The 22,423-nt window shown below is 70.1% G+C and carries 19 protein-coding genes; 3 read left to right on the top strand and 16 right to left on the bottom strand.

Translation table 11 applies throughout. The features are described 5' to 3' along the window. Positions 1 to 8: 8 nt before the first annotated feature. The gene (locus tag EXE41_RS05785; protein ID WP_137690500.1) at positions 9 to 2,213 is read right to left on the bottom strand and encodes a twin-arginine translocase subunit TatC; all 2,205 of its coding nucleotides are present in this window, start codon (positions 2,211 to 2,213) and stop codon (positions 9 to 11) included. Positions 2,214 to 2,428: 215 nt separating this feature from the next. Between EXE41_RS05785 and EXE41_RS05780 the strand changes: the two genes are divergently transcribed. Together EXE41_RS05780 and EXE41_RS19220 are read left to right on the top strand one after the other, a co-directional pair. After that, the gene (locus EXE41_RS05780; protein WP_137690499.1) at positions 2,429 to 3,571 is read left to right on the top strand and encodes a twin-arginine translocase subunit TatC; all 1,143 of its coding nucleotides are present in this window, start codon (positions 2,429 to 2,431) and stop codon (positions 3,569 to 3,571) included. A gap of 534 nt (positions 3,572 to 4,105) precedes the next feature. Beyond that, complete coding sequence (locus EXE41_RS19220) at positions 4,106 to 4,261, top strand: hypothetical protein (RefSeq protein ID WP_167373085.1); 156 nt, start codon at positions 4,106 to 4,108, stop codon at positions 4,259 to 4,261. Between the two features lie 39 nt (positions 4,262 to 4,300). On the opposite strand, the gene argF is transcribed toward EXE41_RS19220, so the two are convergent. The 14 genes from argF to EXE41_RS05715 form a co-directional block, all read right to left on the bottom strand. Continuing rightward, positions 4,301 to 5,200: an ornithine carbamoyltransferase gene (argF, locus tag EXE41_RS05775; protein ID WP_086220589.1), complete on the bottom strand. Its 900-nt coding sequence runs from the start codon at positions 5,198 to 5,200 to the stop codon at positions 4,301 to 4,303. Positions 5,201 to 5,264: 64 nt separating this feature from the next. After that, positions 5,265 to 6,446, bottom strand: coding sequence for a [LysW]-lysine hydrolase (locus EXE41_RS05770; RefSeq protein ID WP_137690498.1), 1,182 nt, complete (start codon positions 6,444 to 6,446; stop codon positions 5,265 to 5,267). After that, positions 6,446 to 7,573 carry an aspartate aminotransferase family protein gene (locus EXE41_RS05765; RefSeq protein ID WP_049932109.1) on the bottom strand — a complete coding sequence of 376 codons (1,128 nt, stop codon included), beginning with the start codon at positions 7,571 to 7,573 and terminating at the stop codon, positions 6,446 to 6,448. Before EXE41_RS05765 ends, EXE41_RS05770 begins: the two co-directional genes overlap by 1 nt. Further along, positions 7,570 to 8,538: an acetylglutamate/acetylaminoadipate kinase gene (locus EXE41_RS05760; RefSeq protein ID WP_137690497.1), complete on the bottom strand. Its 969-nt coding sequence runs from the start codon at positions 8,536 to 8,538 to the stop codon at positions 7,570 to 7,572. Before EXE41_RS05760 ends, EXE41_RS05765 begins: the two co-directional genes overlap by 4 nt. After that, entirely contained in the window at positions 8,535 to 9,611 is a 1,077-nt protein-coding gene (gene argC / locus EXE41_RS05755; protein WP_137690496.1) for an N-acetyl-gamma-glutamyl-phosphate reductase, read from the bottom strand. Before argC ends, EXE41_RS05760 begins: the two co-directional genes overlap by 4 nt. Beyond that, positions 9,608 to 10,549 (bottom strand): lysine biosynthesis protein LysX, encoded by a 942-nt coding sequence (gene lysX, locus EXE41_RS05750; protein WP_137690495.1) that lies wholly within the window; start codon positions 10,547 to 10,549, stop codon positions 9,608 to 9,610. Before lysX ends, argC begins: the two co-directional genes overlap by 4 nt. A 79-nt stretch (positions 10,550 to 10,628) precedes the next feature. Next, positions 10,629 to 10,817 (bottom strand): lysine biosynthesis protein LysW, encoded by a 189-nt coding sequence (lysW, locus tag EXE41_RS05745; protein ID WP_049932116.1) that lies wholly within the window; start codon positions 10,815 to 10,817, stop codon positions 10,629 to 10,631. A gap of 132 nt (positions 10,818 to 10,949) precedes the next feature. Next, positions 10,950 to 11,111, bottom strand: coding sequence for a hypothetical protein (locus EXE41_RS19030; RefSeq protein ID WP_158294390.1), 162 nt, complete (start codon positions 11,109 to 11,111; stop codon positions 10,950 to 10,952). After that, positions 11,108 to 12,616: an argininosuccinate lyase gene (gene argH / locus EXE41_RS05740; RefSeq protein ID WP_137690494.1), complete on the bottom strand. Its 1,509-nt coding sequence runs from the start codon at positions 12,614 to 12,616 to the stop codon at positions 11,108 to 11,110. The genes EXE41_RS19030 and argH overlap by 4 nt, the downstream gene beginning before the upstream one ends. Next, on the bottom strand, positions 12,617 to 13,858 hold the full coding sequence (locus EXE41_RS05735; protein WP_049932119.1) for an argininosuccinate synthase: 1,242 nt from the start codon (positions 13,856 to 13,858) through the stop codon (positions 12,617 to 12,619). It abuts the gene before it with no gap. A 361-nt stretch (positions 13,859 to 14,219) separates the two neighbouring features. After that, positions 14,220 to 15,557 carry a glutamate-1-semialdehyde 2,1-aminomutase gene (locus EXE41_RS05730; protein WP_094519693.1) on the bottom strand — a complete coding sequence of 446 codons (1,338 nt, stop codon included), beginning with the start codon at positions 15,555 to 15,557 and terminating at the stop codon, positions 14,220 to 14,222. A 111-nt stretch (positions 15,558 to 15,668) separates the two neighbouring features. Beyond that, the gene (locus EXE41_RS05725) at positions 15,669 to 17,396 is read right to left on the bottom strand and encodes an ammonium transporter (RefSeq protein WP_176454938.1); all 1,728 of its coding nucleotides are present in this window, start codon (positions 17,394 to 17,396) and stop codon (positions 15,669 to 15,671) included. Between the two features lie 495 nt (positions 17,397 to 17,891). Beyond that, the gene (gene radA / locus EXE41_RS05720) at positions 17,892 to 18,923 is read right to left on the bottom strand and encodes a DNA repair and recombination protein RadA (protein WP_086216036.1); all 1,032 of its coding nucleotides are present in this window, start codon (positions 18,921 to 18,923) and stop codon (positions 17,892 to 17,894) included. Between the two features lie 182 nt (positions 18,924 to 19,105). Further along, positions 19,106 to 19,606, bottom strand: a complete 501-nt coding sequence (locus EXE41_RS05715; RefSeq protein WP_089308480.1) for an ACT domain-containing protein — start codon at positions 19,604 to 19,606, stop codon at positions 19,106 to 19,108. 148 nt (positions 19,607 to 19,754) lie between these two features. Here EXE41_RS05715 and EXE41_RS05710 point away from each other — a divergent pair, with 148 nt between their 5' ends. Further along, positions 19,755 to 21,971: an ATP-dependent DNA helicase gene (locus EXE41_RS05710; RefSeq protein WP_137690493.1), complete on the top strand. Its 2,217-nt coding sequence runs from the start codon at positions 19,755 to 19,757 to the stop codon at positions 21,969 to 21,971. Between the two features lie 55 nt (positions 21,972 to 22,026). On the opposite strand, the gene EXE41_RS05705 is transcribed toward EXE41_RS05710, so the two are convergent. Next, on the bottom strand, positions 22,027 to 22,386 hold the full coding sequence (locus EXE41_RS05705) for a hypothetical protein (protein WP_049932127.1): 360 nt from the start codon (positions 22,384 to 22,386) through the stop codon (positions 22,027 to 22,029). Positions 22,387 to 22,423: the final 37 nt, after the last annotated feature.

The following is a 22,423-nucleotide window of genomic DNA, read 5'->3' as shown; positions in this document are numbered from 1 at the left end:
GCGGGGACTCACTCCCCGACGAACTCCGCGGGCGGAGAGAGGTCCCGCCGCCCCCCGAAGGTGACGAGGAAGAGGACGGCGACGCCGACGCCGTACGCCAACATCAACGGGATCGTCGCGAGGAACATCGTGATCACGTCGGCGGGGGTGAACACGGCCGCGACGAGCAGGATCCCGATCGTCACCTCGCGCCAGCGGGCGCGGAACACGCGGTACGGGACGCCGGCGTTGTTCAGCAGGACCATCGCGATGGGGATGTCCGCGAGGAAGCCGATCCCGATGGTCGTGTAGATGACGAGCCAGAGGAAGTCGCTCACCTGGTAGGTGATGACCATGTCCGCGAGGCGCGCGTCGGTGACGAGCCAGCCGATGACCCCGGGGGCGATGTACGCGTACCCGAGCGCGAAGCCGCCGATCATCCCGGCGCCGAGCGCGCCCGCCCACAGGTACACCTTATAGAGCCGCCCGGCGACGAAGCCGCGCTCGCGGAGCGCGGGCCACGCGTAGTAGAGGGCCACGGGGAACGCGGCGAAGATCCCGAGCATCACCGAGAACTTCACCATGAAGATGAGCGCCTCGACCGGGTGGAGCGTGATGATGTTGATCCCGCCCTCGACCTCCGCGGGCACGCGCCGTTCGAGGTCGCCCCGGACCGTTCCGAGCCCGCCGAGGTACAGCCACGTGAACGCGGCCGCCATCACGGCGCCGAACACCGCGACGATCCGGAACGACCGCGTGCGCAGCGAGTCGAAGATGAACTTGAGGTCCGTGTAGTAGCCGCCGATGTCGTCTTCGGCCTCCCCCTCGTTGCCGTCGGTGAGCTCCGCGAGGAACGTCGAACTCGCCCGCGAGGTCCGGTTCTGGACGTTCCCGACGAGCCCGTCCTCGCCGGCGTCGTCCGCGCCGCCGTCGCCGTCCGCGCCATTGTCGCCGTCGCTCCCCTCGTTCGCCTCGTCAAAGCGGTCGAGGATCGCCTGCGCCTTCTCCGGGTCGTCGTCGTCGATCGCGGATTGCGCGAGCGCGAGCGACTCCTCTTCGCCCATCTCGGCGAACGCGTCCGCGGGGGCCGCCCGCACGCCCGCGGCGTCGAGTTCGCCCACGTCGATGGCGGTCGGGTCGCCGTACCGGTAGCCCGCGCTCGCGGTGTCGAGGTCGGTGTACACCGCCCACAGCGTCGCGACGGCCGCGAACGCGATCGCCCACGCGGCCGCGTAGACGCCGAGCGCGGTCGTCGGGTCGACGCCGAGCCCGGCGCCCGGTTCGAGGAACCGCCGCGTGCTCCCCGCGAGCCGGAGCAGGTCGTTGACCGCGGTTCGACCGCCGTACTCGTAGAAGCCGTACACGAGCGCGCCACCGAGGACGGTCGCGCCCCCGACGACGTTCCAGTGGTTCCGCACGGCGCCGAGCACGTCGATCCGGTCGGAGCTCCGTTTCGCCGTGACGACGAGCTTCGCGAGGTAGAGGCTGAAGCCGTACAGCGCGACCAGCGGGAACGCCCACAGTAGCTGGGTGAACGGGTCCGGCGGCGAGAAGACGGCGCCGAACACGAAGATGGCGACGACCGCGTAGCGCCACTTGTCTCGGAACGTCTCGTACGGGACGATCTCGGCGTACGACAGCCCGGTGATGACCATCGGCATCTGTCCGGCGAGGCCGAACGAGAGGGAGAGGAAGACGATGAACTCAGTCCACATCACGATCCCGTAGGTGGGCTGGATGTCGGCCTCCAGCCCGAACTCCGCGAGAAAGCCGAACATCAGCGGGAAGAAGGCGAAGACGCCGTAGGCGACGCCGGCGGAGAACAGCCCCGCGGCGAGCAGTCCGAGGAGCGCGAGCTTCCAGCGGGCGATCGGCGACTGCGGCCACATACCGCGAGCGCGGAGTTCGTCGCGGGTGACGTAGATCAGCGGCGGGATCGCGGCGATCGCGCCCACGATCAACCCGATCTTCGCTTGGAGGAGGATCACTTCGAACGGGGTCGTCGCGATGATGTCCGCCTCCTCGGCGACGGTGGCGCTCATGTTGGACTCGGTCACCTCCCGCAGCCGGTCCCAGATGTACGTTCGGAGCGCCCAGAACGTCGCGAGGAAGCCGATGAGGAAGACGACGAACACCTTCTGGAGATCCTTCTGGATCGATCGAAGGAACGCCTTCGCCGTCTCGCGGCCCTCCGCGATCGACTGCTGGGTGTCTTCGTCGAGGGCGCTCGCCATACGGAAGGCGACGGTCGTCGCCGTTATCAACCTTTTCGACCGCGGGCGCTCCGGCCGCCGAGCCGTTGCGGGGCCGTTGAGCAGTTACGAGCCCGCCGGGCCCGGCCAGGCCGCCGCTTCGGTCGCTCCGTCGCCGCCGCGAGACCCGGTTTCGCCCCCGCGCGACGCAGCCATCCGAAAAGGTTGATAACCGCCCGGTCGCGTAGGGCAACTGAATGGACGACTCGGACCGGCCGCGCGACGACGACTCGGCCGCCGCTGACGGGTCGACCGACGAGGGCGAACCCGAGAGCGACGCCGCCGGAGAGGGCGGCGAGAGCGTCGAGTCCGTCGACGCCGCGTCCGAGAGCGTCGAGTCCGAGGTCGAAGCAGAGGTCGGACCCGAGGTGGACCCCGCCGCGGTCGACGCCGACTCGACCGCCTCCGCTGACGCCGACTCGACCGCCTCCGCTGACGCCGACTCGGCCGCCTCCGCGGCCACCGGCTCCGCGGACGCCGCCGACCCGTCGACTGACGGCCTCCCGGCGACGGACGACGCCCAGAGCCTCGGCGACGGCGGCACGCCGGCGACGACCGCGGACGCACCGACCGCCGACGCCGCCACGGCCGTCGAGGACGAGCCGTTCGAGGGTATCGAAGGGCCTGAGACGGACGAGGAGATGCCGCTGGCCGCGCACATCGAGGAGATGATGCGCCGGCTCGCGGTCGTCTTCCTCATCGGCGGGCTGGCGACGCTCGTCGTCGTCACCGAGTCGACGGAGCTGATCAACTACTTCTGGAGCTACCACATCCCGGCGCCGCTGGAGAACCGCCCGCGGCTGTACGGCCCGCTCGAACTCCCGCTCACCCGCCTGAAGGTGGCCGGTCTCGCGGGCGTCGTGGTCGGGCTCCCGGCGTTCGTCTACGAGACGTACCGGTTCATGCGCCCGGGACTCTACGAGACGGAGCGCCGCTACTACCTCGCGGCGGTCCCGACGAGCCTAATCTTAGGCGGTGTCGGGATCGCGTTCGCGCACTTCCTCGTGTTGCCCGCGATCTTCTCGTATTTCACCACCTACACCTCCGACGCCGCGACGATCGCCTTCGGGCTCGCGGAGACGTTCAACCTGATCGTCATCATGCTCGCGTTCATGGCGATCGTCTTCCAGATCCCGCTTTTCATCATGCTCGCGATCATGATGAACCTCGTCACCCGGCAGTGGCTGGAGGCGAAGCGGCTGATCTTCTGGGGGTCGTTCCTCGGGATCGCGTTCCTGTTCAGCCCCGATCCGACCGGGATGGCGCCGATCATCGTGACGCTCACGATGATCGCCCTCTTCGAGGGGACGCTCGCGATACTGCGCTGGACCGGGAACTAGATCCGGTCGGTGCTGTTTCTACCACTGATTGCGGATCGACGGCAGGCACTGTCAGCGCCTCAGACGCTCGGTCGTTCGTGAACTGCGGTTCTACGGCGACCGCCTCCCAATCCCCAGCCGCCCGGCTCTACGCAGACACCTGCTGATCGCCGACAACACCTCCGAAGCCCTAGCCGCGAGACTCGCGCGCCCTGTTGCGCGCCTCACTCGGTCGCTGACGCTCCCTCGTTGCGGTGCTTACTGCGGCGTGCTTCGGCCTCGCGGCAATGTGGCGCTACGCGCCACGGGCAGCCGGCGGCTTCGCCGCCGGCGACTGCCCCTTCGAGTCCCGCCCCGACCACACGGCGCCGCACCTCACACCGCCCCAGCCTCGCGGTTCACTCCGGGCTCCCTTCGGTCGCCCGTCGCTCACCGCGTCCCTCGCGCGTGCGACTCGCGCCCCGCGGGCGCTCGTCGGCACGCGCCGCCGCTCCGCCGACACGCGGCTCCGCTCCGCCGACACGCATTAGTCCGCCGCGGCAGGATCGACTCGGTATGGTCCTCGGCCTCGTCGTTCCGGCAGCTATCTCGTTCGTGTTCGCCGCGGTCGCGGCGTACGTGGGCGCCCTCCGCGCGCTGGAGGTGTACTTCGACCCGAACCAAGACAGCGTCTTCCTCATGGACGACCGCGAGCCGCCGTACCGCCGGTGAGGCCGCGGCAGTTCCGGTTCGGCCCCGCCAGCGGCGCCCTCACGCCTCGCCGAGCAGCTCGACGAGCAGCGCGTTCTGCGCGTGCATCCGGTTCTCCGCTTGGTCCCAGACCAAAGCCCGGTCGGATTCGAGCACGCCGTCCGTGATCTCCTCGCCGCGGTGCGCGGGCAGGCAGTGCATCACCTTCGCGCCGGTGTCCGCGAGCAGGTCGGCGTTCACCTGGAACCCGTCGAAGGCGGCGAGCTTCTCCTCGCGCTCGTCCTCCTGCCCCATCGAGATCCAGACGTCGGTGTAAACGACGTCGGCGCCCTCGATAGCGGTCGCCGGATCAGCCGTCGGCGCCACGTCCGCGCCGAACTCGGCGGCGCGGTCGAACACGTCGGGGTCCATCCCGTAGTCGGCGGGCGTGGCGACCTCCACGTCGACGCCGGCCATCGCCGCGCCGACGACGAACGACTGCCCGACGTTGTTGCCGTCGCCGACCCACGCGACCGTGGCGTCCTCGCCGACCGTCTCCCGGATCGTGAGGAGGTCGGCGAGCGTCTGACAGGGGTGCGCCTCGTCGGTGAGCCCGTTGATCACGGGACAGTCGGCGTACTCGGCGAGGGTCTCCACGTCCTCGTGGTCGAACAGCCGGGCCATCACGCCGTCGACGTACCGGCCGAGGACCCGCGCCGTGTCCTTCAGCGGCTCGCCGTGGCCGAGCTGGATGTCGTCGGGGCCGAGGAACATCGCGTGGCCGCCGAGTCGAGTCATGCCCGTCTCGAAGGAGACCCGGGTGCGCGTCGAGGGTTTCTCGAAGATCATCCCCAGCGTCGCGTCCCCGAGTCGAGGGTCGGTCTCGCCCGCCTTCATCGCGGCGGCGCGGTCGAGCAGGGCGTCCAGTTCGGCGGGCGTCACGTCGTCGATGTCGAGGAAGTCGTCGGTTGCGAGGGGCATCGTTGGTGTGGTGTCGGGTGGTGGTGTCGTTCGAAAACAGTCGGTTTTGGGGGGGTGCGTCGGGTTACAGTCGCTCGCGGCAGACCTCGGTCAGCACGCGCACGGCGCGGTCGAGGTCGGGTAGCGGGAGCCGCTCGTCGGGCGCGTGGTCGAGGTCGGAGTTCCCGGGCCCGTAGGTGACCATCGGGCAGTCCCACGCGGCCGCGAAGAGGTTCATGTCGCTCGTGCCGGTCTTCCGGAGCAGGCGCACGTCGCCGCCCGCGGACCGGATCGCGACGCGGAATGCCCGCGCGAGGTCGGTCCGCGGACTCTCCATCACGGGCGGCATCGGCTCGCCCCAGCGGACGGTGCCGGTCGACAGCTCCGCCTCCGCGAGCTCGTGGATCTCGTCGACCGGCCGCGACGGCGGGATCCGCAGCTGGACGTCCACCGTCGCCTCCACGGCGAGGCCGTCGTCGCTCAGGCCGCCGTCGACCGAGATGGGCTTGGTCGTCACCTGGTCGAACACGGCGGTCTCCGCGTCGTCCGGCGTGAACGCCTTCTCGACGCCGTGCCACCAGTCGATCGCGTGCTGGATCGCGTTCGGCTCCGGCCGCGAGGAGTGGCCCGACTCGCTGGTGTTCACGTACGTCCCCTCGAGCAGGCCGCGGTAGCCGAGCGTGATCCCCTGCCAGCCCGACGGCTCGCCGTTGACCACCGCCTCCGGCGCGTCGCGGTCGCCGATGAGGTGGCGCGCGCCGCCGGAGTCGACCTCCTCGCGGACGACGCCCGCGAAGGAGACGCCGGTCTTCACCGCGGCGACCGCCATCGAGACGAGCGGTCCGGTCGCGTCGACTGACCCGCGACCCCACAACACGGGGTCGCCGGGGTCGCCGACGCGGACGTCGGAGGGCTCCGGCAGCTCGCCCTCGGACGGCGCGGGCCGCACCTCGACAGGGATGTCGCCGGGGACGGTGTCGACGTGCGAGGTGAGGAGCACGGCGTCGTTTGCCGGGGCGCGGACGTTGCCGACCTCGTCGATCCACGCCTCCCGGCCGTTCGCCTCGAAGAAGTCGACGAGGCGCTCGGCCGCCCGCTCCTCGTTGCGCGACGGCGAGGGGATCGAGACCATGTCGTACAGCAGCTTCCGGGCCGGCGTGTCGCAGGCCGCGGGGTAGCCGCCGCCGGCGACGACGTCGGTGCCGCCGGCCGCGGCGTCGTCGGCCGCCTCGCCGCCCTCCCGATCCTGTTCCTTGCCGGCCGCCATCAGCCGACCACCTCGGCTATCGCGTCGACGACGGCGTCGGCGTGCTCGCGCTCGATCGTCAGTGGCGGCAGCAGGCGCAGCACGGTCCGCCCCGCCGGCAGCGCGAGGATCTGGTGGTCGATGGCGAGGTCGCGCAGCAGGCGGTTCGACCCGCGGCGCACCTCGATCCCGACCATCAGCCCGTCGCCGCGCACGTCGCGCACGTCGTCGCCGAGGCGGTCGCGGAGCTCGCTGCGGAGGTAGTTCCCGACCGCCTCGGCGTGGGCCGGAAGGTCCTCGCGCTCGATCACGTCGAGGGTGGCGCCCGCCGCGGCCGACACCACGGGCCCGCCGGAGAACGTCGAGCCGTGGTCGCCCGAGTCCTCGGCGATCCAGTCGCGACACAGCGTCGCGCCGATCGGGAGCCCGCTGCCGAGCCCCTTCGCGGTCGTGAGGATGTCCGGTACCACGTCGTGGCGGTCGGCGGCCCACATGTCTCCGGTGCGCCCGAGCCCGGTCTGGATCTCGTCGAGGATCATCGCCGCGCCGGAGGTGGCGGTCGCGACGCGGACAGCCTGAAGGTACTCGGTCGGGACGGGGTTGATCCCGCCCTCGCCCTGGAGCGGCTCCAAGATGACCGCGGCGGTGTCCTCGTCGACCGCCTCGCGCATCGCCTCGGCGTCGCCGTACTCGACGAACTCGACGCCGCCCGCGAGCGGGCCGAACCCGTCCTTGTACTTGTCCTTCCACGTCGTCGCGAGGGTCCCCATCGTCCGGCCGTGGAACCCCTGCGTGGTCGCGATTATCTTTTCGCGGCCCGTCGCGTGCCGGGCGAACTTCAGCGCGGCCTCGTTCGCCTCCGTCCCGGAGTTACAGAGCCAGACGTTGTCGACGTCGACGGGCGCGACCTCGGCCAACCGCTCGTACAGCGCCGTCCGCGCCGCGTGCGGGTACGACGCCTGGACGTACAGCAGCTCCTCCAGTTGGCTCGTCGCGGCGTCGACGACCTCCGGGTGGCAGTGGCCGACCGGCGTACAGGCGTAGCTGGCCCCGAAGTCGAGGTACTCCGTGCCGTTCGTGTCGGTGAGGTGTACCCCATCTCCCGAGGCGATCCCGATCGGCTTCTCCGAGAAGACGAAGCCGCTCACGCGGTCTCACCTCCGTCGGGCTCGGCGGGTCCGCTGTCGCCGTCCGCCTCTCCGGTTTGGCCGTCCGCTGCCTCGTCGTCTCCCCCCGCTGTTCCGTCGCCGCCGAGCGCCGCCCGCTCGATTGTCGTCCCCTCGCCGCCGAGCGCGGCGACGACCGGGTCGCGGACGTTGGCGTCCGCGATCACGACGCGGCCGGCTCCGCCTTCGAGCGCCTCCCTCGCGGCCATCACCTTCTTGTACATGAACCCCTCGGCCGCGTCCTCGACGGCCGCCAACTCGTCGGGCGTCGCGGCCGCGTCGATTCGCGTCTCGGGGTCGTCCGGGTCGGCGTACACGCCCGCCACGTCGGTCAGGAGGACGAGGTCGGCGTCGAGCGCGCCCGCGACCGCCGCGGCCGCGCGGTCGGCGTCGGCGTTGACCGCCGTCACCTCGCCGTCGCCCTCGTCGCCCGCAATCGGCGGCGAGACGACCGGCGTGTAGCCGCCGTCGAGGAGGTCGGCGAGGAGGTCGGCGTTCACCGACTCGATCCGCCCGGAGTGGTCGCCGCGCCGGATCTTCCGCTTCCCGTCCTCGACGACGCGGACCGCGGACTTACGCGGCCCGGCGAGGAGGCCGCCGTCGACCCCGGAGAGGCCGACCGCGTCGACTCCGGCCGAGCGGAACTGTGCCGTCAGTTCGGTGTTGAGCTTGCCGGCCATCGCCATCGCGAACGCCTCCATCGTCTCCGCGTCGGTGAACCGCCCGGTGACGCCCGAGGCGGACTCGACGTAGTCGGGCTCGATGCCGAGCCGTTCGAGCGTCTCGTCGACGACCGTCGAGCCGCCGTGGACGACGGCGACGGGGCGCCCGTTGGCCGCGAGGTGCGCGACGTCGCCGACCGCGCCGGCCGGGTCGACCGCCTTCGCGCCGCCGACCTTGACGACGACGGGCGGCTCGGCCGCCGGTTCGGAACCACTCCCCGTCACGGCGCACCCACCGGGTGGAGCCCGTCGAACTCGAGGCCCGCCGTCTCGGGCAGTCCGAGGGCGACGTTCGCCGCGTGGACCGCCTGCCCGGCGGAGCCTTTCATCATGTTGTCGATCGCCGAGAAGACGACCACACGGCGGTTGCCGGGGTCGAGCTCGAAGCCGACCTCGCCGTGGTTCGTCCCGGCGACCGCCTTCGGCTCGGGGTAGCGGTAGACGCCGCCCCCGCCCGAGACGATCCGCTCGAACGGTTCGTCCGCGTAGGCGTCGCGGTACGCGCCCCAGAGGTCCCCCTTCGAGACCGGCTCGTCGGGGAAGACGTGACACGTCGCGCTCGCGCCGCGGACCATGTCGACCGCGTGGACCGTGAAGGAGACGGAGAGTCCGATGTACGCCTCTATCTCCGCCTCGTGGCGGTGGCCGGTCGGGGCGTACGGGCGCACGACGCCCGAGCGCTCCGGGTGCGAGGAGGCCGCGCCGCCGCCCGCGCCGCCCTCCGAAGAGCCGACCTTCACGTCGACGACGACCTCGCCGCTCTCGGGACCGAGCGCGCCGACGTCGACGAGGGGCTTCAGCCCGAGGATCGTCGCGGTCGCGTTACAGCCCCCGCCGGCGATCAGGTCGGCGCCGGGGAGGTTCCCGCGGTTGATCTCCGGGAGCGCGTACTCCGCGCGCTCCAAGTACTCCGGCGACTCGTGCCCGTCGTACCACTCGTCGTAGGCGTCGGCCTCGGGGAGCCGGAAGTCCGCCGAGAGGTCGACCACGGTGTCGGCGGCCTCGGTGAACTCGTCGATGCGTTCCATCGAGACGCCGTGCGGCGTCGCCGCGAACAGCACGTCGACCGATTCGAGGTCTTCGGGGTCCGAGAAGCGAAGGTCGAGCCCGCGCAGGTTCGGGTGCGAGCGCCCGACGGTCATGTTGTCGGCCGACCGCGAGGTCGCCTGGACGACCTCGAAGTTCGGATGGCCGGCGAGGAGCCGCAGCAGCTCGCCGCCGGTGAACCCGGTGCCGCCGACGACGCTGGCGGTGTAGGCGTCGGCGGCCGCGCCGCTGTCCTCGGCGTCTACGGTCACGCGTCGGCCCCCGCGACGGCTCCGTCGGCCAGCTCGGTCGCCTTCGCCTCCAGCCAGTCGACGACCCGCGCCGGGACGTCGACGTCGGTGGCCGCGTCGAGCGCCTTGAATTCGACGGTGTGGTTCACCTCGTGGACGGTATAGTCGTCGGCCGCGCCGTCGCCGTCTGCGCCGACGCCGGTCTCGGCGGTGTCCGATTCCGCCTCGACTCCCACCTCCATCAGGTCGACGCCGAGCATACCGCCGCCGACGGCCTCCGAGGCCTTCTCGACGAGTTCGGTCGCGCGTTCGTCGAGTTTGAACGGCTCCGTCTCGCCGCCCTTCGCGGCGTTCGTGAGCCAGTGGTCCGAGGAGCGCGTCATCGCCGCGACCGGCTCGCCGTCGACCGCCAGCACGCGGATATCGCGGCCGGGCTTGTCGACGAACTCCTGGACGTAGAACACCTTGTGCTCGTAGTGGCCGAGCGTCTCCTTGTGTTCCAAGATCGCTTCGGCGGCGTTCCGCGAGTCGATCTTCGCCATCAGCCGCCCCCACGAGCCGGTCACGGGCTTGAGGACGCACGGGTAGCCGAACGACTCGATCGCCTCTAGGGCGGCCTCCGTCGTGAACGCGACCTCCGTCGCCGGGGTCGGCACGTCCGCCTCGGCGAGCGCGAGCGAGTTCTTCGCCTTGTCGGCGCAGACGTCGCCCGTCTCCGGGCCGTTCACCACGGGGACGCCGTAGCTGTCGAGGAACCGCGTCGCGTACAGCGACCGGCTCGTCGACAGGCAGCGGTCGACCACGAGGTCGAGGTCGTCGACGGCGGCCGTCGTCGAGTCCAGGCCGAACCGCTCCTTGCGCACGTCGATCTTCGCCACGTCGTGGCCCCGCTCGCGGAGCTCGCCGAGCAGGAGCTTCTCGTCTTTCCGGATCCGCGAGTAGAGGACGCCTACGCGCACGCCGATTCCCCTCCGTTCGGGTCGGTGTTCACGCGCATGTCGACCACTCGGGTGTCGCGGCCGCGGCGGTCGTCGCCATCTACTCGCCCCAGTCCTCCTCGAGCTCTGGCGCCTCCTCCAAGACGACCGGGTCGAGCGAGATGACCTCCAGCTCGGTCCCCGTGACCGGACTGTCGATGATCTCGCCGACCTCCACGTCGGCCGGGATCTCGATTTCTTCGCCCGCGATCGGGTCCTCCGCGGTCAGCGTGTCGGTGTCGCTTGTCATCGTACTCCACTCTGGGTGACTCGATACCATAAATCTTCCGAACTTACCAAAAAATATACACTAGCCAAAGCACCGGCTATCGGTTCGAGAGCGGCCGAAAGCGCCCGGACGAACCGGACTATCAGATCCTAGTTACTTGTTCGTCCCCTCGCGGAGACGAGTTCGCGACCGGGGGTCGTCGGTCGACCCCCGGTCGCGGCGGTCGTCGCAGTCGGTCCGGCTGCGGCGGTCGGTTCGGCGGCGGCCGGTTCGGTGTCCGCCCGCGGCGACCACCGCGGTCGGTCCCACGATCACTCATACGTCGCCACCTCCGCGTCGAGCGCCTCGGCCGCCGCCGCCAGCGCCTCGCGGCGGTCGTCGAGCGCGGTCGCGTCCGCGTCGATCCCTGCGGTTGCGGCCGTCAGGTCCGCCGCGACCGCCTCCGGCGCGGGGCCGCCCGCGGAGTCGCGGCTCGCGACGCTCGCGGCCGGATCGAGGACGCGTTCCACCTCGTCGCGGGACACGCGCTCGAAGAGGGACTCGCCCAGTACCGCCTGTGCGGCCTCGTCAACTTTTGCGGCGGCGGTCGCTGGGTCGTCGCCGTCTCCGACCGCGGGGGCGGCGCTCGCGACGATCTCGTGGGCGGTCCGGAACGGGAGGCCCGCCATCGCGAGCAGGTCGGCGACCCCCGTGGCCGTCGAGAACCCCTCGCCCGCGGCGGCCGCGAGCGCGTCCGCGTCCCACTCGGCGGTCGCGACCGCGCCCGCAGCGATCTCGGTCGCTTCGCGCACGTCGCCGGCGATATCGAAAACGCTCGCGTGGGCGCGCTGGAGGTCGCGGTTGTACGCCCGCGGCAGCCCCTTCAGGAGGCTCAACGTGCCAGTCGCCTCCCCGATCGCGTCGCCCGCGACGCCGCGGGTCAGCTCCAGCGTGTCGGGGTTCTTCTTCTGGGGCATGATCGACGAGGTCGAGGCGTACGCGTCCGCCAGCCTGAGGACCCCCTTGTTCGAGAAAACGATCAGGTCTTCGGCGAGCCCCGATAGCGTCATCGCGAGCGTCGCGAGCGCCGTCGCCGTCTCCGCGAGGAAGTCGCGCGCCGAGGCGGCGTCCATCGAGTTGCGGACCGTCTCGTCGAAGCCGAGCAGCTCCGCGGTCCGGTCGCGGTCGACGTCGAACGGCGTCCCGGCGAACGCGGCCGCGCCGAGCGGCGACCGGTTGACGCGGTCGTACGCGTCCAGGAGCCGCTCCGTGTCGCGCGCGAGCCCGCCCTCGTACGACAGCAGGTAGTGCGCGACCGTCGTCGGCTGTGCCGGCTGGAGGTGGGTGTACCCCGGCATCACCGTCTCCGCGTGTTCCTCGGCGACCTCGACGAGCGCCTCCCGGGCGGCGACGGTCGCCTCGGCGGCGTCGAGCAGGTCCTCGCGCAGCCGGTACCGGATACACGTCGCCACCTCGTCGTTGCGCGAGCGGGCGGTGTGCATCCGGCCGCCGTCCGGGCCGACCCGGTCGATGACGGCGGTCTCGATCGCCTCGTGGACGTCCTCGCCGTCCGGGAGCGCGCCGTGGCCGGCGGCCTCCACCTCGTCGAGCGCGGCGAGTATCTCGCCCGCGACCCCGCCGTCGACGACCCCCTGTTCGGCGAGCATCACCGTGTGCGCCCGGTCGACGGCGAGGTCCGCCTCGAAGATTGCGGCGTCGGCCGCGAGGCTCGACAGGAACTCGCGGGCGGGTCCGCCGCTGAAGCGCTCGCGCCGGACGGCGGTGTCGTCACCGCCGGCCGCCTCGTCCGCGTCGCTCGCGTCGGGATCGTCGTCGGTCATCTAGTTATCGTCCGCGTCGGACCCGTCCGTCTCGCCGGACCCGTCCGTCGCGAGTTCGGGCTTCGAGACGCTCGCCTTCACGTCGTTGGCGAGGCGCTCCTGGAGTCCGTGGTACTTCGCGACGCCCGTCGCGTCCGACTGGGCGATGCCGGCGACGTCCTCGGTGTTGAACGAGGCCATCTCCTCGGAGTAGACGGCGTACTCGGAGTCGCGGGCGACGACGCGGCAGTCGCCGCCGGACACCTTCACCGTCGCCGTGCCGGTCACCACGTCCTGCGTCTCGTCGACGAAGGCGTTCAGCGCGTCGACGACGGGCGCGAACACGAGCCCCTCGTACGCCTTCTCCGACCACTCCTGCTCGATCCCCTTCTTGAACGAGCGCTCGTTCTTCGTCAGGACGAGATCTTCGAGTGCCTGGTGGGCCGTCAGCAGGACCGTCGCGGCCGGGTGCTCGTAGTTCTCGCGCACCTTCAGCCCGAGCATGCGGTCCTCCATCACGTCGGTGCGGCCGACGCCGTACCCTCCGGCGTGCTCGTTGAGGTGCTGGATGAGCGGCACGGGGTCCATCGCCTCGCCGTCGACGGCGACGGGGATCCCCTCCTCGAACGTCACCTCGATGGTGGTCTCGCCCTCCGGCTCGGCGGTCCACTCGTAGATGTCCTCCGGCGGCTCGTAGTTCGGGTTCTCCAGCTTCCCGCCCTCGACCGCGCGCGACCAGATGTTCTCGTCGATGGACCAGACGCCGCCGTCGCCGGCCTCGACGGGCAGGTCCTTCTCCGCGGCGTAGTCGATCTCCCACTCGCGGGTGAGGCCGAGTTCGCGCACGGGGGCGATCACTTCAAGATCGGAGCCGCGCCAGACGGCCTCGAACCGGAGCTGGTCGTTCCCCTTCCCCGTACAGCCGTGGGCGATGGCGTCACAGCCCTGCTCCTCGGCGACGCCGAGGATCGCCTCGGCGATGACCGGGCGCGCGAGGGCGGTCCCGAGCGGGTAGCCCTGATAGCTGGCGTTGGACTTCACCGCGTCGAAACAGAGGTCCGCGAACTCATCCTTCGCGTCGACGACGTGGATGTCGAGCCCCAGCGCCTCGGCGGTCTCCTCGGCCTCGTCGAACTCCTCGGTGGGCTGGCCGACGTCGACGTTCACGCCGATGACCTCATCGTAGCCGTACTCCTCTTTCAGCAGCGGTACGCAGACCGTGGTGTCGAGTCCCCCGCTGAACGCGAGTGCAACGCTCGTCATTACCAGAGTACACCCGGCCTACGGTCTTAAATTCAGCGGTTTCGAGATTGTAAGAAAAAAGACAGCGCGGCCGCTCGCGGTGACGATAGTCGAGACTCTCCGGAACGGAACGGCGCGAACGCGACGAGGGATGAAGATTACTGGCCCGAAGGGCCTCGTCGTCGCGCCGCGCCGGAAGCCGGTCGCGGCGGTCGGACGTCTCGTCGCGGTCGCAGGGCTCGTCGGCCTCGGAGAAGGGCGGCGTCGAGACGAGCCACTGCGGTCATCGCGTGTATGTACCGATCTCCGATATAAAACTGTTCCGCACCGCCCGGCGCGCGCAAGGTTTGCCGGACGGCCCGGAGATCGCCGGTCGCCCGGTCTACAGCGCCTCGCGGTACGCTTCGAGCGTCGTCTCGACGTCTTCCTCCGTGTGCGCGTAGGAGGTGAACTGACACTCGTACTGGTTCGCGGTGAGGAACACGCCTCGGTCTTTCATCTCCTGCCAGAACACCCGCTCCCAGCGGTCGGTCGCAGCGTCGGCCACGTCGGCGCCCGTCTTCGGGCACGAGTCGTACCGGGCGCAGTCCGGGTCCTGCCGACAGCCGCCCGCGCAACAGGCGTCGACGTCGTCCGGCGCCTCGCGGGTGAACACCGTCTTGAACATCGAGTCGGTGCCGACGACGGTGTACTCCGGCGCGCGCTCGGCGCAGATCTCGGCGATCCCCTCCCGGAGCTGCCGACCGAGGCGGTTGACGTGCTCGTACACGTCGTTTTCGGCCGCGTACTCCAGCCCGGCCTTCCCGGCGGCCATCGTCACCGGGTGCCCGGAGAAGGTGCCGGACTGGAACACCTCGCCAGCGGGCGTGAACCCCTCGATGATCTCCGCTTTCCCGCCGATCGCGCCGACCGGGAAGCCGCCGCCGATAATCTTCCCGAACGTCGTCACGTCGGGGGTGACGCCGAACTTCGACTGGGCGCAGCCGAGGCCGCCCACCCGGAACCCGGTGATCACCTCGTCGAAGATCAGTAGCGAGCCGTGGTCGTCACAGAGGTCCCGCAGCGTCTCGTGGTAGCCGTCGACGGGCATCACGATCCCCTTGTTGGCGAGTATCGGCTCGACGAGGACGGCCGCGATCTCGTCGCCGTGTTCCGCGAACACCTCCTTCGCCGCCTGCGGGTCGTTGAACGGGATCGGGAGGGTGTGCTCGGCGAACGCCTCCGGGATCCCCGCCGTCGACGGGTGCGCGTCGCCCGGCGACCCTTCCACGAGCGTCGACTCCTGCGCGCCGTGGTAGCCGCCCCGCATCACGACGATCTTGTCGCGGTCGGTGTGGCCGCGCGCCAGTCGGACTGCCGAGACGGTCGCCTCCGTGCCGGAGTTGACGAAGCGGATCGACTCGACGCTCGGGACGTGCCGCGCCACGAACTCGGCGTGTTCGACCTCGATCTCCGTGGGCGCGCCGTACATCGGCCCCTCCGCGACGTGCGACTGGACCGCCGCCTCCACCGGATCGGGCAGGTCGTGGCCGTAGAGGAGGGGGCCGTACCCCATCACCCAGTCGACGTAGCGGTTCCCGTCGGCGTCGATCACGTGGCCGCCGTCGCCGCGCTCGACGAAGAAGGGGTGCGGCATCGTCGCCCGGACCGAGGAGTTGACGCCGCCCGGCATGACCGACAGCGCGCGGTCGTACAACTCGCGCGAGCGCTCGTGGTTCATATCGACCGGTTGGGTCGGCGGGCTGAAAGTAGTTACCGAACCGCCGTCACGCCCGCCCGAAAAAAGTCCGTCCGTCGATCCGTGCGCGGTGTCTGCCCGCCGGGAGCGTCGCTACACCGCCTCCGTTCCGGTCGCACCGGTGCGGACTTGGAGCGCGTCCTCCACCGGCATGATGAACACCTTGCCGTCGCCGGCCTCGCCGGTCTTCGCGGCGTCGGCGATGGCGTCCGCGACCTCGTCGGCCGGGATGTCGGCCACGACGACCTCGACTTTCACCTTCTGGTGGAGATCGACGGTGAACTCCTCGCCGCGCCACTGGCCCTTCTTCGCGGGCTGGCTGCCGCGACCGGAGACGTTCGTCACCGTCAGCGAGGGGGCGTTGATCTCCGCGAGCGCCTGCTTGATGTCTCCGAGCTTGTCGGGGCGGACGACCGCCGTGACCATCTTGATGTCCGTGCCGGCCGCCGCGCCGCCGTCGGCCCGGGGAGACTCCCCATCGGACTCGGTCGTGTCGATCACCGACGGGCCGCCGTCGGTCGCGACGCGGTCGCCGCCGAACTCGGGGTAGGTCTCGACGCCGTGTTCGGAGATGTCGAGGCCCTCCTGTTCGTGCTCGGCGGTGACGCGCGCCTCGCCGGCGAGCTTGAGCACGTACCAGACCGCACCGGTTGCGGTGATCGTCCAGCCGCCGATGATGACCACGCCGACGAGCTGAGCGACGAAGTGGGCGCCGATGCCCGCGCTGAGCTGACCCGGTGCGGCGACGAACGGGAAGAGGAGCGTCCCGAGAACGCCGGCACTCCCGTGAACCGGGAACACCGCGCAGACGTCGTCGATCTTCAGGTTGTCCGAGACGAACTCGAAGACGATCGGGAGCTGCGCGCCGGCGAGCCCGCCGACGACGACGGCGCCCCACCATGCCGTGGTGTCGGGGATTGCGGTGATGCCGACGAGCCCGGCGAGCAGGCCGTTGGCGACGTAGAGGGTGTCGACCTTCCCGGTCTTCGCCCAGACGACGAGCGCGGCGCCGATCCCGCCGGACGCCATCGCGATCGTCGTCCCCATCGCGACGAGGTTGAGCGTCAGCGTGTTGAACACGCCGCCGCTGACCACTGACGCCGTGCCGACGTTGAAGCCGTACCAGCCGAACGCGAGGACGAGCGTCCCCAGCACGGCGAACGTCAGCGAGTGACCGGGGATGACGTTCGTCGAGCCGTCCTTCCCGTAGCGGTCCATCCGCGGCCCGAGGATGGCCGCGGCCGTGAGGCCCGCGATGCCGCCCATGCCGTGGACGATCATGCCGCCGGCGAAGTCGTGGAACGCGGTGCCCGTCAGCTGTGCGACGAGCCCGTCACCGGAGGCCGACCACGTGAAGGCGATGACCATCGGGTAGATGACCGCGGCCAGGAGGAACGTGTAGGTGACGTACGCGCGGAGCTTCGCGCGACCCGCGACCGCCCCGGAGACGATCGTCGCTGCGGTCATCGCGAACACCGCGCCGTAGAGCCAGTTGACGTAGGGACCGACCACGCCCGACTCGACGGCGAGTTCGCCGCCGGAGTACAGCGATCCCGCGGCGGAGGCGATCCCCGACGACCCGTTCACGAGGCTCGTGAACGCCGTGCCGATGAGGAAGAACACCGCCACCCCGACGCTCCACGTCAGGAGGTTCTTCGTCAGCTGGTTGGCGACGTTCTTCGACCGCACCTGCCCGGCCTCCAGCATGGCGAAGCCGGCGTGCATGAAGAAGATGAGGAACGTCACGACGAGGATCCACGTCCCGTTCATCGCGGACGCGAACGTGCTCGGATCGATCGTGGCGAGGACGCCGCCCGTCACAACTCATCCACCTCTACTGAACGCTCGTCCGATTCAAACCGTGCTTCGCTCGTGTTCATGTGCTGAATCACGTTTCGATTCCCGGGAACGCCTATACATAAACGTTAGAGTTGAGTTTCACAAAAAACACGGTTGATAATACGGCGGTCGTCCGATATAAGGACGTGGCTATGGAATATAAGGACGTTTTTCTCGCGGTTCCGCCGCAATTGTTGCGCTCGAACTCGACGGTCGTTGTGTAGCTCAGCTATCTATTTCGGCGTGACCCGTCGCCGAGCGGCGCTCTCGGGGCGGGCGCGGTCCCCTCTGGCGAGTATTGCCGCGCCGCCGTCCCGCGCTTGGGCGCCGCACGGGCTCTCCGTCCCGAATTCGGGTCGTTCCGGCCTCGTCGGCAGAAGTAGACGTTTGTCAACCCGTCTCGCGGTTCCTCGACGGAATCGATATCTCGGCGGTGTCAGACTGCCCTCTCCGCCGACCGATGTCCCGGAAATACCGTTATTCCGGCTTCAGACCCTCGTTCTGGACGCGCATCACGGCCTCGCCGTCGGCGAGGTTCGGCGCGTCGACGAGGCGGACGATCCGCTTGTCGCCCTTCGACTTGCGGAGGTACATCCGGAACGTGGAGGCGTGTCCGAGGATGTTGCCGCCGATCGCCTGCGTCGGGTCGCCGAAGTACGAGTCGGGATTCGACGCGACCTGGTTCGTGACGAGGATGGCGGTGTTGAACAGGTCGCCGATCCGCATCAGGTCGTGGAGGTGTTTGTTGAGCTTCTGCTGGCGATCCGCAAGCTCGCCCCGACCGACGTACTCCGCGCGGAAGTGCGCGGTGAGCGAGTCGACGCAGACGATCCGGATCGGCCATTCCGTCTCCTCGTGTTCGCCGGCCAGCTCCTTCGCCTTCTCGGCGAGCAGGATCTGGTGGTTGGAGTTGAACGCCTTCGCGACGTGGATCTGGTCGAGGAACGCCTCGACGAGCTCTTCGAGCGCCTCCTCGTCCGAGGGCGCCCCCTCGATCTCGCGGCGCTCCATCTCGTCGGCGAGGATCTCGTCGTCGAGCCCGCGGACCATGTCGTCGATCCGCTCCGGTCGGAACGTGTCCTCGGAGTCGACGAAGATACAGCCGCCGTCGAGGCCGCCGTTCTCCGGCTCTAGCTGGACGTTGACCGCCATCTGATGGGTGACCTGCGACTTCCCGGACCCGAACTCGCCGTACACCTCCGTGATCGACTGCGTCTCGATGCCGCCGCCGAGCAGGTCGTCCACCTCGTCGATCTGCCAGGAGAGCTTGCCGATCTCCTGGCGGCGCTCCAGCACGCTCGCGCCGGTCTCGAAGCCGCCGACGTCGGCGGCGTCGCGGGCGGCGTTGATGATGTCGGCGGCGGACGACTCGCCGATGTCGGCCGTGTTCGACATCTCGCCGGGGCTCGCGACGGCGATCGACTGGTAACTCTCGAATCCGTTGTCCACGAGCTTGTCCGCGGTTGCCGGGCCGACGCCGGGGAGGTCCTCGAGTTCGTCTTCAGGCATGTACACAGTGCTTGTTTGCCATCCCGTATAAAGACTGGTTTACACCCGAGTGAAAGTGAAGTTCGCCGAGCGTCACCGCTCGGTCGCGGTTCGCTATCTCTCGAAAGCGTTCGTCGGAGCGGCCCGCTCCGTCGCGCGGTGAAACTGGTCGAGGGGTCAGGGGCGACCCGGCGGTCGGGTCCTCAGAAGCCGACGCGGCGGACGTACCCGAGGTCGCGGATCTCCACGAGCAGGTCGCCCGACAGCTCGGCGTCGGTGATCACGTACAGCTTCGGGTCGTCGGTGAACTCGGGGTCCTCGCTCAGCACCTGCCGGATCGAGACGCCGCGGTCGGCCAGGATCCCCGTTACCTCGGCGACGATCCCGGCCTCGTCGGCGGCCGCGACCTCGATGGTGAGCACCGTCAGGTCGAGGACCGGGGCGAGGTCCATCAGGCTCGGGACCGACGAGATGTTGGTGAAGATGCGCTTCAGCTCGGGGTCGGCCAGGATCGCGTCGGTCGTCGAGTCCACGACGCGCCGGTCCACGTCGAGCTCGCGCGCGATGCCGGTGTAGGGGATCTCGATCCCGCCGGAGACGACCCGCCCCTCCTCGTTGACGGAGAAGCCGCGCTCCAAGAACAGCCGGATCACCGCCTGCTGGCTGGGTGACCCCTCGAACTTCTCGAGGATCTCGTCGAACATTCGTTGTCGGGAGTGGTCGCGGCCGGGCGTTAAAAAGGCGGGTGCGTCGCGGCCGGTCGCGTCGCGGTCGTCTGGCGACCCCGCCGGCCCGGACCAGTTCCGCCCCGCCACCCGACCCCTTTTAGCCGACGCCGCCGAACTCTGCCCCGTGTCAGAGTCGCCGCACCTGCGGTTCTTCCCGTACGAGGAGCCGTACCCGAACCAGCGCGAGGCGATGGACCGGGTCGCCAACGCGCTGGACCGCGGACAGGACGTGCTGTTCGAGGGGGCGCCCGGGACCGGGAAGACCCTCTCGGCGCTCGTGCCCGCGCTGGAACACGCGCGCGAGCACGACCGCACGGTCGTCATCACGACCAACGTCCACCAGCAGATGCGGCAGTTCGTCGAGGACGCCCGCGCGATCACGCGCGAAGAACCCATCCGCGCGGTCGTGTTCAAGGGGAAGTCGTCGATGTGCCACATCGACGTCGACTACCAGGAGTGTCAGACCCTCCGCGACACCACCCGCGAGATGGTCGAGACGGAGAGCGAGGTCCGCGAGCTGGAGTCGCGACAGCGCGAGCTGCTGGCCGAGAGCCGCGAGGGCGAGACGGGCGCCGCCGAGGCCCGCGAGTCGGTCATGGACGAACTCGACGAGCTGGAGGCGGAGATGGAGGAGTACGACGCCGCGAACGTCTGCGAACACTACCGCAACAATCTCACCCGCGACACGGACGACTTTTTCGGGTGGCTCTTCGAGGACGTCCGCACCCCCGACGACGTGTACGAGTACGCCGACGAGCGCGCGCTGTGCGGCTACGAGCTGCTGAAGAAGGGGATGGAGGGGGTCGACCTGGTCGTTTGTAACTACCACCACCTGCTCGACCCGAACATCCGCGAGCAGTTCTTCCGGTGGATCGACCGCGACCCGAGCGAGATAATCACCGTGTTCGACGAGGCGCACAACATCGAGGACGCCGCCCGCGACCACGCCACCCGAACGCTGACGGAGAACACGCTCGACGCCGCCTTAGACGAGGTGGCCGACAGCGACGACTCCCGCGCGGAGCCCGCCGAGAACGTCCTCCGCGCCTTCCGCGACGCCCTCGCCGAGACGTACGAGGACGCGCTCGGCTTCGGCGGCTCCGAGTCCGTGACGGAGAACTGGGAGGACATTGCGGTCGCCAACGACGACCGCCGCGACGACCTCACGCTCGCGTTCCTCCGCAACTACGAGGGGACGGGGATCGACGCGGAGACCGAGCTCGCCGTCCAGCTCGGCCAGGCGATAGACGAGGAGTACGAGCGCCGCTACCGGGACGGGGAGGCGACCACCCGGTCGGAGTCGCAGACGCTCGCGGCCGCCCGGTTCGTCTCGACGTGGATGGACGAGGGCGCGGAGTTCGGCCAGTATCCCGTGCTCTCCGTCCGGCGCGACGGCGGCACCGACGAGGTGTACGGCCGGGCGGAGCTGTACACCTGTATCCCGCGGAGCGTCACGAGCGAGCTGTTCGACGAGGTGGCCGCCTCGGTCCTGATGAGCGCGACGCTGCGCCCGTTCGACGTGACCGAGGACGTGCTGGGGCTGGAGGACGTCGCCTCGATGGCCTACGAGATGGGGTACCCCGAGGCGAACCGCCGGACGTTCGCCGCCGACGTGCCGCCGCTGTTCGCCGCCGACCGAAACGACCCGGAGACGCAGGAGGCCGTGTCGTCGCTGCTCCGCGACGCAATCCGCTTTACCCCGGGCAACACGCTCGCCTTCTTCCCGTCGTACGCCGAGGCCGAGCGCTACCACGAGCGGCTCGCTGGGGCGAGCGGGGGCGGAAGCGCCGCCGGCGGCGCCGCGGCGGACGCCGTCGACCTCGGTCCGATCCACCTCGACGGGCCGGGCGAGGACGAGGAGCGGCTCCGCAGCGAGTTCGTCGAGAGCGACGGCGCCGCGCTGTTCACCTCGCTGTGGGGGACGCTCGGCGAGGGCGTGAGCTTCGACGGCGACGACGCCCGGACGGTCGTCGTCGTGGGCGTCCCGTACCCGCACCTCTCGGACCGCACGGAGGCGGTCCAGGACGCCTACGACCGCGCGTTCGCGGACCGCGACCGCGCCCGCGACCCGGGGTGGACGTACGCGGTCGAGGTCCCGACGATCCGCAAGACGCGACAGGCGCTCGGCCGAGTGATCCGCGGCCCCGACGACTACGGCGTCCGGATCCTCGCGGACCGGCGCTACACGACTGCCGACATGGGGAAGTACTCGGTCCGGTCCGCGTTCCCGCCTGAGGAGCGCGAGGAGCTGCTCGACGTCGACCCCGCGAAGCTGAAGTTCGCGATGCTGAACTTCTATCAGGACCACGACGCGTACGACGGCCCGCCGCCGTCGCCGTGACGCGGGCGCGCGGTCTCGCTCCCGGGCGCTCGCCTCGACGTCACTCCCGGCCGTCCTATCCGGGCATCGACGCGAGCAGGATCGAGACCAATATCAGGAGCCCGGCCAGCAGCGTCGTGACCACGGCGTGGATCAGCGTCATCGCGGCGACCGCCCGCCGCGGCTGCTCGTAGCTCCACCAGAACATCGTCCCGTCGACGAGGAGCGCCGCGAGGAGGATGAGCCCCCCGGGGAGTTCGAGCCCGTTGCCGGCGACGCTGATCACCGCGGGCAGCGGGCCGATGTAGAGAGCCCGCCGCGGGTCGGCGTCGCCGAGGACGTTCCGGGCCGCGACGTGCGCGGTGAGACAGAGGAACAGCGCCAACAGGACGGTCGTCCCGAGCACGGAGACCGGCGTCACCGTCTGTAAGAGCATGGTCGCCATACGCGGCGACGGGTAAAAGTGATCGCGG

Origin of the sequence: Halorubrum sp. SD690R (genome assembly GCF_005435035.1) — an archaeon.
Lineage (GTDB): Archaea > Halobacteriota > Halobacteria > Halobacteriales > Haloferacaceae > Halorubrum > Halorubrum ezzemoulense.
Note: the sequence above shows the minus strand (reverse complement) of the source record. Positions and strands in the feature narration are given on the sequence as shown.